At 66.5% G+C, this 13997-nt stretch carries 10 protein-coding genes; all 10 read right to left on the bottom strand.

The window, feature by feature from the left end; all coding sequences use genetic code 11:
* Nucleotides 1–369: 369 nt before the first annotated feature.
* The 10 genes from K2O51_RS09010 to wecB all read right to left on the bottom strand — a co-directional run bounded on the left by K2O51_RS09010 (nt 370) and on the right by wecB (nt 13693).
* Nucleotides 370–2769, bottom strand: a complete 2400-nt coding sequence (locus K2O51_RS09010) for a CHASE2 domain-containing protein (RefSeq protein WP_220630094.1) — start codon at nt 2767–2769, stop codon at nt 370–372.
* Nucleotides 2744–4420 (bottom strand): FecR domain-containing protein, encoded by a 1677-nt coding sequence (locus K2O51_RS09005; protein ID WP_011301056.1) that lies wholly within the window; start codon nt 4418–4420, stop codon nt 2744–2746. The genes K2O51_RS09010 and K2O51_RS09005 overlap by 26 nt, the downstream gene beginning before the upstream one ends.
* The gene (locus K2O51_RS09000; RefSeq protein ID WP_011301057.1) at nt 4413–5123 is read right to left on the bottom strand and encodes a response regulator transcription factor; all 711 of its coding nucleotides are present in this window, start codon (nt 5121–5123) and stop codon (nt 4413–4415) included. Before K2O51_RS09000 ends, K2O51_RS09005 begins: the two co-directional genes overlap by 8 nt.
* A 216-nt stretch (nt 5124–5339) precedes the next feature.
* Nucleotides 5340–6167, bottom strand: coding sequence for a hypothetical protein (locus K2O51_RS08995; protein ID WP_245001797.1), 828 nt, complete (start codon nt 6165–6167; stop codon nt 5340–5342).
* The gene (locus K2O51_RS08990; RefSeq protein WP_235679729.1) at nt 6164–7027 is read right to left on the bottom strand and encodes a YaiO family outer membrane beta-barrel protein; all 864 of its coding nucleotides are present in this window, start codon (nt 7025–7027) and stop codon (nt 6164–6166) included. Before K2O51_RS08990 ends, K2O51_RS08995 begins: the two co-directional genes overlap by 4 nt.
* Before the next feature lie 136 nt (nt 7028–7163).
* A complete protein-coding gene (locus tag K2O51_RS08985; protein ID WP_011301060.1) occupies nt 7164–9008 on the bottom strand; it encodes a polysaccharide deacetylase family protein in 1845 nt (614 codons plus the stop codon).
* A gap of 8 nt (nt 9009–9016) precedes the next feature.
* Nucleotides 9017–10081, bottom strand: coding sequence for a hypothetical protein (locus K2O51_RS08980; protein WP_245001796.1), 1065 nt, complete (start codon nt 10079–10081; stop codon nt 9017–9019).
* A gap of 9 nt (nt 10082–10090) precedes the next feature.
* Complete coding sequence (locus tag K2O51_RS08975) at nt 10091–11134, bottom strand: bactofilin family protein (protein ID WP_220630092.1); 1044 nt, start codon at nt 11132–11134, stop codon at nt 10091–10093.
* Nucleotides 11131–12471: a glycosyltransferase gene (locus K2O51_RS08970; protein ID WP_011301063.1), complete on the bottom strand. Its 1341-nt coding sequence runs from the start codon at nt 12469–12471 to the stop codon at nt 11131–11133. The genes K2O51_RS08975 and K2O51_RS08970 overlap by 4 nt, the downstream gene beginning before the upstream one ends.
* Before the next feature lie 70 nt (nt 12472–12541).
* Nucleotides 12542–13693: a non-hydrolyzing UDP-N-acetylglucosamine 2-epimerase gene (gene wecB / locus K2O51_RS08965; RefSeq protein WP_011301064.1), complete on the bottom strand. Its 1152-nt coding sequence runs from the start codon at nt 13691–13693 to the stop codon at nt 12542–12544.
* Nucleotides 13694–13997: the final 304 nt, after the last annotated feature.

The following is a 13997-nucleotide window of genomic DNA, read 5'->3' as shown; positions in this document are numbered from 1 at the left end:
TGCCGAGGTCGTTGCGTCCGAGCATGATCGACGCCGGCGCGCGGTTTGGCTGACGGAAGCGGGAGCCGTGCGGCTCGCGCGCGCGCATGCCTTGTGGCAGCCGGCGAATGATGCATTAGGTGTAAGACTGGGATTCGAAAGTGCGGACGTTCTGATGGAGGCCGCAGCAGAGCTTGGCGACTAGTGGGACTGGGGCGGGTGCCCCCTCCACTCCGCAAGTTGCCAATGAACCAAAAAAAAGCGCCCGCCCCAGAAACTACTGGGAGGGCTGGAGCGGGCGTTACAAGCCGTGCGTAGCGGGGCCGCACGACCCCGACATCGTAGGCAAATCCGCCCAAAGCAACTGCCAACAATTGTGTCGAACGGCGCTCAGTAACATGGTGAAGTAGGCAGGTGCAGCGAGAATGTCGCCCCCGCCCCTGCATCGCTCGCCACGCGGATGTTGCCACCATGGCGCTCCACCACGTTCTTTGCCAGCACCAGACCAAGCCCGCTGCCGGCCGGCGCACCGGCCTCATGTTCATGCAGCCGCGCAAATGGCGCGAACAGCCGTTGCTGCTTCGCAAGCGGGATGCCGGGCCCGTGGTCCGACACCGACACAACGAAGCGATCCGGCTCAGCCTGCAATGCCACCATGACCGCCGCGCCGCGCGGACTGAACTTGATCGCGTTACTGACGAGATTGCCAATCGCCCGCACAAGCAGCGCAGGCTCGGCACGGACCATAGCCGGATCATTGGGCACGTGCACGTTGAGCTGCACCCCGCCGGCATTGGCCAGCGCCCACATCTCGTCCGTGGCGTCCAGCACGAGCCCCGCCAGATCCACATCTTGAAGCGCGAGCGGCTGTGTTTCTGCGCGCGCGACGCGAATGAAGTCATCGGCCAGCGACATGGTGCGCCGGGCATGCGCGCCGATGCGCGTGAGCAGTTCGGCGGGCGGACCGTCGCCGGCTGCGCCGCGATGCAGGTCGATCAGCGCGAGAATCGACGCCTGTGGCGAGCGCATGTCGTGCGACAGGAAACGCAGCATCTGCTCGCGCTGGCGCTCGGCCACGCGAATCGCTGTGATGTCGATAAAGCTGACGATCAGCCCGGCTACGCTGCCCTGCTCGTCATGCAGCGGCGCGCCATGCATGAGATAGCGGCGCTCATTGCGCGCGGCCAGTTCGATGCCATCGTCGAGACCGCCGGCTGCGGTGCTGCGCGCATGCAGCGCCTGCCAGTACTCCAGCGCCGGTTCCGGCGCGGCGAACAATACGGCGATCACCGCGCGGATATCCGGACGCGCGCCACCATCCATATCGGCATGGCCGCTCTGCGCGATGCTGCCGTTGCCTGCGCCGAGCACTCCGGGAACGAGCGCCACACAGCGCCGGTTCGCAAGCAGCACCCCGCCTTCCAGGTTGCAGATCACCGTCGCCTCAGGCAGGCTTTCGAGCCCGTCGGCGAGGAAGCGGCGCAGGTCATGCAGCCGCGAACTCATGCGATAGACCGCTCGCATGCGGCTCTCCAGCGTGGCGCCAATGGCCGTGGAAGCGGAAGGCAGGTCGGGCTCGCGCTCATGGCGCGCCAGTTCCTGCGCGAGGAAGCGAAGTGCGGCTTCCTGGCGGCGCCAGCTCCATAACGGATAAAACATCAGGCAACCAAGCAGCGCCGCTGCGGGCGCAAACCACAGCCGAGCACCGGCGAGCAGCAGCGGCGGCCCGCCAAGCAGCACCGCCACCATCACACCTGTCGCGAGCAGCGCGCCGCGCGGCGTCAGCACCAGCGCGGCGAGCGCGGCCGCCAGTATGGCCAGCACGGTGCACGCCACCTGCCAGGCTCGCGGCACCACGACGATGGCATCGTTGTCCAGCAGCGTCTGCACCGTATTGGCCAGGATTTCCACGCCGCTCATGCCGCGCCCGTCGCGCGCTACCGGCGTGGGCAATACGTCGCCCATCCCGGTCGCGATGGCGCCGAACAGTACGGCCTTGTCACGGAATATGGCGGGGTCGATGCGGCCTTCCAGCAGGTCGCGCGCCGAAACGCGGGCAAACGTGCCCGGCGGGCCCGCGAACGGGATGCGCAAGCGGTATCGGCGCTCCCAGCCGAACGCGTCGATCACGCTGGCCGGCTCATGGCGATAGCTGACGACGGGTGGCTGCGTCCGACCCCATGACGCCATGACCACCGCCACGTGGGGCAGCCCGGCTTGTTTCACAGGTGCGGGCCCTTCGAGCAGGTATAGCTGCCGCGCCACGCCGTCGGCGTCCACCGTGAGGTTGATGTGCCCGACGTCAGCGCCTAGCCCGGCCAGCGGATATCGCACCACCATGCCATTGGCTGATGATTCGGCCAGCGCGGGCAGCACCACGTTGCCCGCTGCGGCGAAGCTGCGGGCAAGCACGGCATCGTCCTTCGGATAGCGCGTGTCGCGCTCGGTCAGGATCACGTCCATGCCGATCACGCGCGGTTGACCGGCGGCAATGCGGTCCACCAGCGCAGCCAGTACCGTGCGGCGCCAGGGCCAGCGGCCGATGGCCGTGATGCTCGCGTCGTCGATGGCGACAATGACAATATCGTCGCGCGCCGCATGGTGCTGCGCCTGGATGGATAGATCGTAGATGGCCAGGTCCGCACGCTCGGCCCAGCCATGGCGCGCGACGACCGTCACCAGCGCCAGCACGGCAGCCAGCAGCAAGGCCCATTCGACGAGCGTGCGACGCCCGAAGGCGGCATCCGGCGCACGCCGCCCCGACTTACCGGATGCGGATACCGGCGTCATGGCCGCCTTCGTCGCGGGCGCCGTTGCCGAGCCGGATCGTGACGCCCTGTCCGTCACGCAGGAGCGCGACGATGTCGAGACGCTGCGGCGCGGAGAATGAGGTCTCTGGCTCCTTGCCGTCCGGCAAGGCGCGCGCCACGCGCACATAGTAGGTACCGGCCGGTGGCCGCGGCAGTGCCACTTCGTTGTCGGCGCTGCGCTGGTCCCCCACCATGCGGGTAAAGCCGGCGTCCTCGGCGATCTGCACGCGGTATCCCGCCGTCGCCCGCGCGTCCGCGGGCCAGCCGATGCGCAGGCTGTCGCCGTCGTCGCGCAGCGTCGGCATGGGCGGCGCGGGCTCTAGCGTGAACGGCACGGCGGCCGACCATGGTCCGGGCCGGCCGGCCGCGTCCAGCGAGCGCACACGCCAGAACCAGGCGCCCGGCCCAAGTTTCTGTGCCGCGTGCTCCGACCGGGCTTGCTGTGTGGCTGCGGTCGCGGCAAACCCCGCATCGGCGGACACGGCGAGTTCGTAGGATGCCGCGGCGCCCACGGCCGCCCACTCAAACGCGACCGATTCGCCATAGCGCACGGTGCCGGCGGCCGGCTGCAACGTGAATGGCGCTGCCGGATTCAGCCGCACCGCAAACGGCACGGATGCCGGCTTTCCGGTCAGGCGCTGCGCGTCAATGGCGCTCACAGCAAGGTAGAGCGATCCTTCGGGCAGGCCATCCAGGCCGACACGCGTGTCCGCCGTTTCGCCTGTCCAGACCAGCTCGGTATGCGCGGCATCGCGCGCGACCGAGACGCGATAGCCGGCGGCGCCCTGCACGGGTTGCCACGCGGCGTCCGCAGCCGGCCCAAGGACCGTGTCAGGCAGCGGTTGCAGTTGGGGCGCGGGCAGCAGCGCAACGGGTCGCGACAGGGCGGCGCCTGCCGCCACACCGATGCCGTAACCAGCCGCCACCGCCGTGCCGGATGCCGCCGCCGCACGCGCAAGACTGACGCCGACGCGGCCTTCCAGTACCTCGCTGCGGCTGCCCGCGGCATCGGCGGACACGCGGTAGCGCGTGCCGCGAACACCAGTCACCATCATCGGCGTATGCAGTTCGAAGCGGCCCACGCCGCCGCCCTCGGGCGCGACACGCGTGTCGGCCTGGCCGCGCTCGATGCCGATCACCGTATCGGTCAGTCCGGACTTGCGGAACGTGCGCAGGCGCCGCACCGTCACGGTCGTGGCCGGCGGCAGCGTCACGCGCGTGCGGTCAGGCAGCTCCAGCGTGAGGGTGCTGCCGGCCGCGGTCACGATGCGCGCGGCCTCGCGCAGCGCCATGCCCGCGCGCAGCGGCTCGCCATCGGCCTGCGCCTGCCCGTTGACGAAGACCACGCGCGCCGCACCGGGCTGCTCGGGAATCTGCCCGAGCGGGATGCGCAGGCGCGTGCCGGGCGCCAGCCGAAAAGGATCAGCCACGCCATTGCGTGCCTGAAGCACGCGCCAGCCTTCGGCGCTGGCCATGAAGCGCTCAGCCACGTTGAACAGGTTGTCGCCACGTTCGACCACGTAGATGAAATCGGCGCCTTCCGCACCGGCCGCGCCCGCTTGCGCCGGCCCGGACGCCGCCAGCCACAATGCCAGAGCGATTCCGGCACTTGCCGCGGCGGCCTTACGCATGGCCATCGTCCCCGGCATCTGCCTCTTCGAAACGGTAGCCGTGCGAATAGATCGACGTGAGCCTCACGCCGTTCTCGGGCCGCAATGCCAGCTTGATGCGAAGACGCGACATGTGCGTATCGATGGTGCGCGAGCCAGTGCCGATGGCACGTCCCCATACAGCCTGCTCGACCACATCGCGCGACAGCAGCCGGCCCATGTTGCGGAACAGGAAAAGCGCCAGTTCGTACTCGCGCGGCGACACCGGGACAGGCTCCCCGCCAAGCGCGATCGTGCGCGCGCGAGGATCCAGGCAATAGCTGCCGCGGCGGATGATGTCCGTCTCGCGCGCGGTCTCGGGATAGGCGCGCCGCAGCAGCGAGCGCACGCGCGCGAGCAGTTCCGCGGCACGGATCGGCTTGAGCATGTAGTCGTCGCCCCCGACGCTCAGGCCGGCAACGATGTCGTCTTCAGAGGTGCGGCTGGTCAGGAACAGGATCGGCGGCATGGCGCCGGAAGTCTGGCGCACCCAGCTCACCAGTTCGATGCCACTGGTGTCCGGCAATTGCCAGTCCACGACGAGCAAGTCGAACGCCTGCTCGCGCAATGCACGAAGCAAGCCCGCGCCCGTGGCATAGGATTCGCATTCGAATCCGGCCTCGTCCAGTATTTTCCGGATCAGCTCCGCCTGGTCCGGATCGTCTTCCACCGAGGCAATCCTCATCCCTCACACCCTTCTGCCTGCTGCGACTGCAAATTGCTGATGCGATCCTGCGGTCGTGCGTTATTGATTTTCTGTGTTCTCCCTGAACCACCAGGAGAGCGCGGCCGTTAGGAATGCATGGCAGCGAGCCTGGCCGAAGCATCGCCACAAACCACAATGTTACTCAACCGCGGCTTGCGCCCCCAGGACACAAGACAAACGGCATGCAACCCGCGCTCAGTTGCGCGGCTTCCAGCTCATCGCCCAGGCGTACAACGCCACCAGCGTGCCGAACTGGACGAAGATCGATCCGAGCAGGAAGACCATTGGATACCACAGCACCGAGAAATGGAACAGCGACGAAGCGGCCAGCGTGTACTGGAGCGGGATCAGCACGATCAGGTACGCCATGGCCATAGCCGACAGCAGCAGCTTGCGCACGAAGCCGAAGTCCAGCACGTTATAGATCAGCGCGTACAACCACGGCGTGATGGCGATGACCAGCACGGAAGCCTGCGTCAGCGACGCGATGGACTTGCCTGCGTCATACGGAAAGCTCGCAGGCCAGGCGTAGAAGTAGAGTTGCGCGCTGGCCTGAATCAGCCCGATCAGCCGCAGCCCGTAAGCAAGCGGGAGCGCGCGGCCCGAAGTCAACCATCGTGTACCGAACAGCAGCACCAGCGTGATCACCATGCCGCACAGCCACTGCACCGGCGTGGGCAGGGCGGCATTGGCGTGCGCGTATGGCACGGTGCCGAAGCCGGGCAACAGCGCGGGGTCCGCCTGCAGCGAGATCTCGCCGCCGAGCGCTGTACTCCAGAAGCCGATCATGCGGCGCCAGAAGTCTGCCACCCATGGCCACCCCGCGCAGAGCGCATAGGTGAGGAAGGCCGGGATCAGCAACACGTCAATCCAGCGCGTCAGCGGAAACGCCAGCCGGCGCATGGCGCGGTGCTTCTCGAACCGGTCGCCGCGATAGCCGGTCACGCGCTGCAGCGGGTCGCCGCGCGCGGCAGCGGGACGCCTGCCCTGCTGCGGATCCTGTGGGGCGGCGGTGCCGTTCACCGGAAACTCCATCGGAAGCCCACTTCACCGGCTGTGCGGCTGTAGTTGGGGTTGTGGTAATACTGCGCGCCGATCAGCAGCAGCAGCGAGCGGGAAATCCGTTCGCGCCATTGCACGCTGAAGCTGTAGCTGTCGAAGTCCACGCGCTCGGTGCCGGTCGAGAAGACCTGATAGGCCTCGCGGGCGTGCTCGGCGCGCAGGATAAACGCACGCTTCTCGTCGCTGCCAATGGTGGCGGCCACATACTGGCTAGGACCAAACACCTGGCCCGGGTTCGCGCGGTTGAAACGCAGGCCGCCTTCGACCACCAGCGACGGGAAGTACGCGAGCCCGCTCAGCAACACGCCGTGGTCCGAACGTCCGCCGTCCTGGCCTTTCGCATAGTAGGCGCCCAGGCCTGCTACGAAGCGGCGGTCCGGTCCGAACTTGCGGTAACCACTGGCATCGACGCGCCAGCTCGGGAACAGCTCGCTGCTGCCGGCGCCGGCGCCCACCGTCATGTAGTAATCCTCGGACAGATCGCGCGTCAGCGACAGCGCTCCGTACTGGCCGCTGAAGCCGAAGCGGCTCTGGTGATCGAGCTCGCCCTGCACCACGCCCAGCGGTGTCACGGCCATGCCGCGCACCGCGGCGGCAGTTGCCCCACCGTAGCCGTTGGTCATGCGGCCGTTGCCAAGCACAACTTCGATGGCGCCCTTTTCCGGCTCGAAGGGCACCGGCAGCGGCTGCGGGATCGCCATGGGCCGCGGCGTCGGAACAGGGATCGGCATCGGCGTCATCGAGGATGCATCCTGGGCCAGCGTGGCCTCCGGCTCAACCGCGGCAGGCTGTACCTCGCCCTGCGCGCGGGCAACATTCATGGCCAGGGCGGATGCTGCCAGCGAAGCACCCCCTACGATTCGATTCCAATCCACGCTCAATTCATCCCAATTAGCTGGGGTCCAACTGACCCAATTCATACTGACCAAACTCATTACGGCGATCGCTGCGGCGCCATCAGGCTCCGCCCGCCTTCAACCCTGCGGCAATCACGATCCGGTTTCCGGGGCCCGCCACCACTTTCCAGCTTGCCCCCTGCATCGACACGCTGCCCTGTCCGCTTTCCACACGCGGCCGGGCATAGCGGTCGGTCGGGAACAGCCACGTCAGGGCGTCGAGCGATTCCTTGTTCTCGGCAGTGACGCGGACATCGTTGCGGTCCGAGGCGAGACGCCAGACGGTCTGCTCGCGCCGCTGTGCAAAGTCCGCCATCTGCGTCATCGTGTGCCACTGGAACTTGTGACGGGCCTGTTCGGCGTCGGCAGATTCAAGCAGCGCGTCGATGGCGCGCAGATAGCGCACGGCGCCGGGCGGATGGAAGTAGATCAGTCGTATTTCGCCGGTCCCCGCGGTAAAGCGCACCAGCGACGTGAGCCAGTTCGCGATCTCCGTCTCCGGAATGTTGGACATGTAGGCTTCTTCAATCGTGCTGTACTGGCCATAGGTCTGCACGGGGAACGACCAGATGTGCTCGTCGCGACGGCCGTTGCGATAGGTGCGCGTCGGTCCCTGGCCGATATTGCCGGTGAAGTAGTAGGCCTTGACGTTGTGCTCGTCGAGCCAGCGCGTCGCCCATTCCGGCTGGTTGCCGGTGGGCGCCGAGTACTCCGTCTGCGGCTTGCCGGTCAGCGCCTGGACGGCATCCGCATTCTTCTGCAGGTAGACCTCCATCGACGCCTGGTTCTTCTCGTTGACGTTGAGCCCGAACCAGTCGTGGATCCAGCCGCCATGGCTGCCGATCTCATGGCCATCGCGCATGAGCCCGCGCACGACTTCGGTAAACGCGGCGTTGTTCGCAAGATCGACGCCACGGCCATCGTTGAACTGGCGCTGGTCCGGCCCGGCGGTGATATGGAAGCTGAACGGACCGCGCTTGAATACGCCGTCCTTGATCAGGCTGTCGACCGCGTCGATGCAGATCTGCGCATCGCAGTGCCAGTTCAGCACCAGCCCGCCAATGCCCTGCGGCGCCGGCGACAGCTTCGGCTGTTCCAGCATGCCCGTGGCAAAGTAATTCAGGAAGCCGTGCAGCAACACACCGTCGGTGCGCAGCTTGAGATAACCCAGCGGCAGGTTGACGAACAGCACGCGGCCCTTGCCGAGCTTGCGCTCGCCGGCAATGATCGAGTTGTCGTCCGACACCATCAGCACCTTGCCGGTGTAGCCACTGCCGGTGTGCATGGCCGGATAGCGCAGCATGTCTTCGCCATAGCCCGACAGCATCGCGCGGCCATCGTTGGCGATCCAGCGGCCAGGCGGAATATGCAGGCCAACCATGACCTCCGGTGCGCCATACACCGTCGCCTGATGCGCCATGTCGTTGCGCAGCCTGGCATAGAAACCGTACTGCACGCCGACCACATCCGACATGCGCGATGCGCCCTGCTCGTAGAAGCCGTTCTCGTTGAGGATGCCTGCGTCATACACCTGCATCAGCGCCCCGCCGGCCTCCACGAACTGCCTGACCTTGTTGACAAATGCCGTGGTCATCGAGCGGTGTACGGTGTCCGGCAGGATCACCGCGGAGTAGTCGCGCTCGCCGTTCAGGCCATGGCGCACGAACTCCGACGCGGTGACCGTGCTCAGGCGCACGCCTTCTTCGAGCGCGGCGTCCATCCAGGCTTGCGCGTAAATGCGGTTCTCGCCCGACAGGTTGTCGGGAACCACCAGCACGATGCTGTCGCTCTGCGGCTTGCCTGGCCCTTCGTTCATGCTGCGATACGCCAGCAGCGCGCACGCCACGATCGCCACCAGTGCGAGCACGCCCAGGACATGCTTGCGCCACGCGGATACTTTCAGCAAATTCAACCTCATTGCATGTTGGGCCTGTCGGCCGTGTCAGGCATGGCATGCAGGAGCCCGATCCGCACACCTTCCTCCAGTACATTCCAGCGACCTTGCGCGCGCCACGCCGCCGACGCCTTCAGCCATGCGGCGGCGGTCTCGCGATCGCCAGCCTGGTATGCCGCCAATGCGATTACGCCCCACGGATAGTGGTCGCTCTTGCCAGCGAGCCAGTCCTCGGCATGGCGGTGTTTCCATACGGCCCACTGGCGTGCCGCCTGCGAGCCGGTGGTCACATCGCACAGCCACAGATAAACCGGGGCGACCACATTGGGATAGAAACCGTAGGGCGCCGGCGGCAAGGTGGCCCGTGCCGGCTCCAGCGCCACTGCCGGGTTGTAGCCGTAGCTGCGCGCCAGCCCGTCGAGCATCAGTCTCTGCGAAGGCAGTTGCGACAGTTCGCGCGCGTATCGCGCCGCGGTGTCGGACCGGGCGCGCAGTTTTCCGAGCGCGCCAATCACTTCGACGTTGTCGGCAAAATAAGCCTCGGGCCGTCCGAACCGCGCCCGGAACGTGGCACGTTGCGGATCCCACAACGTGGCCAGGTTTTCCAGCGACTTGCCGCAACTGGCCTCCAGTGCGCGATCGCCCTTGAGCACCTCGCTGGCCAGCAGGCACCAGAACACCGCAAGCGAATCGTCGGCATCGGCCGGACCGCAGGCAACCCACTGCGTGTCGCCGCTGCGGCAGATGCGCGGGAATGGGCCGTCCGCCTGCTGGTAGGGCAGCAGCCACTGCGCCAATGCCGCAGCCCGCGTGCGCACGTCCACCCCGAGCCTGTGCGCGACCAGCAGCGCATAGATCGCGGTGTAGGGCTCGACATAGTCGCCGTGGGCAAATACGGTCATGGCGCCATTGGCGACCGTGAAGTCTTCGAACATAAGCGTTGCCGGTCTGGAGTCCGCCGCCGCTGCGGTCAGCGACAAGCTCGTGGCGAGCAGCATCCCGGCGCAGCACCGTACGAGCCGGCACACGCTGTCGGCCGGGCATGCGGCGGCGAAGGCGCGGAACAGGTTCGGGAGCCATAACACAGCCTGCTCCTACGCTGCGAAGCGCGCACCTTCATGGGTGGTGATCACCCCATGAACGATGCAGCCTGGCGAGACGAACAAGCGGTTGCACACCAGCGTGGTCGGCGCATCGGGACGTCCGATCCGGCAATTCGGGCCGAGCACGATATCCTCGAAGCCGATCAGCGGCCCCAGAATCGCGCTGCCGGCGCCGATCTCCATGTTCTTTCGCGCCGAAAGACTGCCGATGACGCGGGCGCCCTCGCCGACGTGCAGATCGCCATGGCTCTTGATGCTGCCCTCGAGCGCGACCTCACCTGTCACACGGCAATTCCCGCGTACCACGTAGTCGCCCGCGAGCGTGCTGTCGTGTCCGATTTCCGCATCGCCGTCGAGCACCTGGCGCGAAGCCACCGGCTGCGGCATGGGCACCGGCTTCGGGGTGTCGGCGACATCGCCGAATACTACGGATGGCGCACCGGCCCGTTCGAAGCGTGCCGGCGCGGCGAAGCAGACAAAGTGCTCTGCCGTGACCCGCCCCGCCACGCGCGAATTCGCCATCAGGTGCACCTGGCGCCCATGCACCCAGCGCTGAACCTCCGCCTTCTCGCCGAGCCGTACGTTCCCTTCGGCCAGGCACGCGCGCAGTTGCGTACCGGCGCCGGCCTCGAAATCGCGCTCCACGTAGAGGTCGGCACGCACGCGGCTGTCCCGCCCGAGCCACGCGCTGCCGCGGAACAGCACGATATGGTTGGCCTTGCCCAGTGCGCGCGCCAGCGCCTTCTGCTGATCCCGTTCCAGCGTACGGATATCACGCCCGACGCTGAGCGCCTTGCTGACGGGAATCTCGTAGGCGTCGCCCGCCCTGCGCAGCGCGTCCAGATCCACACCATGCTGCTCCACCAGGCGCGAGCGGAAGCCGTTGGCAAAAAAGGTCAGGCTATTCGGCTGGTCGCGCCGCATCGGCAGCGGCGCGAAGTCGGTCGGCCGCAGCCATTCGGAAAGCGCGGGCACGAACGGCAGCAGCAACAGGCCCAGCACGGCGCCCGCGAGCAGGAAGTAGTTTGCCGTCATCGCGCCTCTCCGCCCGGTTTGGTGTCGGAGGCTGCCGGCACGGCGCCGGTGGCGCCCGGGACCGGCGTACGGAAGCGTTCGGTCTTGTCCCAGACCAGCTCGCGCTTGCGCCATGCGTCGGCGATCTGCGTGAGGGCCGCGCGCGAGATCGCCACCATGCTGACCAGGAAGCCGAACAGGTTCAGCGGCAACAGGCGGATGCGGTTGCGGTGGCCGTCGAGGTAGGTGGCCGCAGCGATCTCGAAGAACGCCGCATTGCTGCCCAGCCCGCCATAGCAAAGCAACGCAGTCAGGAACACCCAGCCCGACACGATCGACTGCGCCGCGATGTAGAACAGGATGGCGGCAATCACCCAGCCGAGCAGCTGGATCGGCGGCATGATGAAGATCAGCAACAGCAGCGCGCCGTCGACCCGCTCGCGCAGGCTGATGCGCCGGTTCGTGACCAGCTTCCAGATATTGTTCACCATCACCTGGTTGTGACCGCGCGACCAGCGGCTGATCTGACGGACCCGCACGGGCCACACCTCCGGCACCTCTTCATAGCACTCGGAGCGGTTCTGATAGACCGTCTTCCAGCCGCGCTGCAGCAGGCGGAACGTGACATCGGTGTCTTCGGCGAGCGTGTCGATATTCCAGCCCCCAATCTCGGCCAGCGCACGGCAGCGAATGCCGCCCACGGTGCCGCCGTATTGCGGCACCAGCCCGAGGTTCATGCGCGCGGTCTGGTCGACCTGGTAGCCGCCCGCGCGTTCCAGGTCGAGCAGGCGCGTCAGCAGGTTGGCACCGGCGTTGACCGGCACCACGCGGCCCATGATCGCGCCGACCTCCGGATCGAAAAACGGTGCCACGAGCTGCTTGATCAGGCCACGCGCGGGCAGGTAGTCGGCGTCGAACACGATCATGATCTCGGCCTCGATCAGCGCGGTCGCGTCGCGCAAGGCCGCCGCCTTGCCGGGGCGCCCCTCGGTGCGGTGAAACAACGAGAAGCGGCCCGGATGCTTCGCCGCGATATCGTCAATGATCTGCCGCGTGCCGTCTGTGGACCGGTCGTTGACCGGCATGATCGTCATTCTGTCGTGCGGATAGTCGACCTCCAGCAGCGCGTTCAGGCAATCCGCGATCACGCGCTCTTCGTTATGCGCGGCGACGCAGACCACGACCTGCGGCCATACCCCATGCTCGATATCGAGGTAGGGCTGGCGCTGGCGGCCAAACAGGCGATTCAGCGTGAACACGTAGTGCCGCGCCGTGTAGATCACCAGCAGCGCGATGATGCACAGCGAGGCCGCGAGAAGTACGTGGTTGACTAGCGACACGGTGTCCATGGTTCCCATCAGAATGCGGCCGCCCCGTGGTGCGCCGCAGGGCGGGCATGGCGGGCCGGAGCGGAAAGCGTCATGGCGGTCACGCCGCCGCCTGCTGGTCGTGCAGGAACTCGCCCATGGGCGCCCCCGTGAGCGCCGCCACGATGCGCTGCGAAGCGTGGCCATCGCCGTAAGGATTCAGCCGCTGCGAGAACGCACGCCAGGCATCGTCATTGTCATAAAGGTGGGTGACCGAATGCACGATGCTCGCGACCTCGGTACCAACCAGCCTGACCGTCCCGGCATGCACCGCCTCGGGACGCTCGGTGACATTGCGCATCACCAGCACGGGCTTGCCCAGCGACGGGGCTTCTTCCTGCACGCCACCGGAATCGGTCAGGATGACGTGGGCCCGCTGCATCAGCCGCACGAACAGCGCGTAATCGAGCGGCTCGATCAGATGCACGTTGGGCAAGCCCGACAGTTTGTCCTGCACGGGGCCCTGAACGTTGGGGTTGAGGTGGACCGGGTAGACGATCTGGATGTCGTCGCGCCGCGCCAGTTGTGCCAGGGCCTCGCAGATATTGGCGAAACCGGTGCCGAAATTCTCCCGGCGGTGGCCCGTGACCAGCAGCAGCTTGCGGTCGTCGCGAAGAAACGGGAAATGCGCATCGAGCCGCTCGCGGAACGGCTGGTCTGCGAGGATCCGGCCAGTCGTCTGGAGCAGTGCGTCGATCACGGTATTACCAGTGACCACGATGCGGCCGCCCAGGTTTTCGGCCTGCAGGTTATGACGTGAAGATTCAGTTGGCGCGAACAGCAGGTCGGCGCAGACATCAATGGTGCGGCGGTTCATCTCCTCGGGCCAGGGCTGCGACAGGTCGCCAGTCCGCAGACCTGCCTCGACATGGCCCACCGGGATGCGGCGATGGAACGCCGCCAGGGCGGAAACCATGGCCGAGGTCGTATCGCCATGCACGAGAATCCTGTCGGGACGCACCGTCTCGAGCACGTCGTCAAACGATGCCAGCAGCCGCGAACTCAGGCCGTTGAGCGTCTGGTTACGCGTCATCAGTTCCAGGTTGTACTGGGGAACGATGTCGAACAGGTCCAGGACCTGCTGCAGCATCTGCTGATGCTGGCCGGTCACACAGACGACGGAGTCGATTTCCGCGCTGCCCCCAAGTGTCTTGACCAGCGGGGCCATCTTGATGGCTTCGGGACGTGTGCCAAATACCGAAAGGATTTTCATAATGTCACACAAAATAACTTGACAGCCTACCACGGTGTAGCTATGGACAACATGACTTTGTGTTGTGATCGCGCCACGCTAGTGCCACAAGTGCTTGCACGGCCGCCACGCCAAGACGCGCTATGCACCGAACGAGGGCAAAAATTGGATGCTATGACAGCCCGGCGCAACACATTGTCAACAATTGTGCCAAACGGGATCCATCGTTCAGGCACAGGCGATCACGCCGGCTGGTATCCGGACCGAGATGGACGACTTGCGGAATCGGCGGCGATGGACCGGACAAACCTGGTGCCCCTGTCCG

The organism is Cupriavidus pinatubonensis, assembly GCF_019602855.1.
GTDB classification, from domain to species: domain Bacteria; phylum Pseudomonadota; class Gammaproteobacteria; order Burkholderiales; family Burkholderiaceae; genus Cupriavidus; species Cupriavidus pinatubonensis.
The sequence above is the reverse complement of the archived record's forward strand: the minus strand, read 5'-3'. Positions and strand labels throughout refer to the sequence as shown.

What these genes read in the sequence shown, in the direction of transcription:
- K2O51_RS09010 (WP_220630094.1), bottom strand. Translation starts at nt 2,769, where the DNA reads ATGACGCCGGTATCCGCATCCGGTAAGTCGGGGCGGCGTGCGCCGGAT.
- K2O51_RS09005 (WP_011301056.1), bottom strand. Translation starts at nt 4,420, where the DNA reads ATGCGTAAGGCCGCCGCGGCAAGTGCCGGAATCGCTCTGGCATTGTGG.
- K2O51_RS09000 (WP_011301057.1), bottom strand. Translation starts at nt 5,123, where the DNA reads ATGAGGATTGCCTCGGTGGAAGACGATCCGGACCAGGCGGAGCTGATC.
- K2O51_RS08990 (WP_235679729.1), bottom strand. Translation starts at nt 7,027, where the DNA reads ATGAATGTTGCCCGCGCGCAGGGCGAGGTACAGCCTGCCGCGGTTGAG.
- K2O51_RS08975 (WP_220630092.1), bottom strand. Translation starts at nt 11,134, where the DNA reads ATGACGGCAAACTACTTCCTGCTCGCGGGCGCCGTGCTGGGCCTGTTG.
- K2O51_RS08970 (WP_011301063.1), bottom strand. Translation starts at nt 12,471, where the DNA reads ATGGGAACCATGGACACCGTGTCGCTAGTCAACCACGTACTTCTCGCG.
- wecB (WP_011301064.1), bottom strand. Translation starts at nt 13,693, where the DNA reads ATGAAAATCCTTTCGGTATTTGGCACACGTCCCGAAGCCATCAAGATG.